The organism is Halomonas sp. AOP43-A1-21, from assembly GCF_052376775.1.
GTDB classification, from domain to species: domain Bacteria; phylum Pseudomonadota; class Gammaproteobacteria; order Pseudomonadales; family Halomonadaceae; genus Vreelandella; species Vreelandella colorata.
Window position 1 is genome coordinate 1 of the sequence record NZ_JBQSWC010000111.1, and the last position, 299, is coordinate 299.

Annotated in this window: 1 rRNA gene; it reads left to right on the forward strand. The window is 55.2% G+C overall.

Features of this window, described 5'->3' with window-relative positions:
- Positions 1 to 299: ribosomal RNA gene (locus ACT3R7_RS20775) — 16S ribosomal RNA — on the forward strand; the annotation flags it as partial.

Genomic DNA, 299 nt, shown 5'->3' on the forward strand with positions numbered 1-299 from the left:
TCTTGACATCCTGCGAACTTGTGAGAGATCACTTGGTGCCTTCGGGAACGCAGAGACAGGTGCTGCATGGCTGTCGTCAGCTCGTGTTGTGAAATGTTGGGTTAAGTCCCGTAACGAGCGCAACCCTTGTCCTTATTTGCCAGCGGGTAATGCCGGGAACTCTAAGGAGACTGCCGGTGACAAACCGGAGGAAGGTGGGGACGACGTCAAGTCATCATGGCCCTTACGAGTAGGGCTACACACGTGCTACAATGGCCGGTACAAAGGGTTGCGAGCTCGCGAGAGTCAGCTAATCCCGA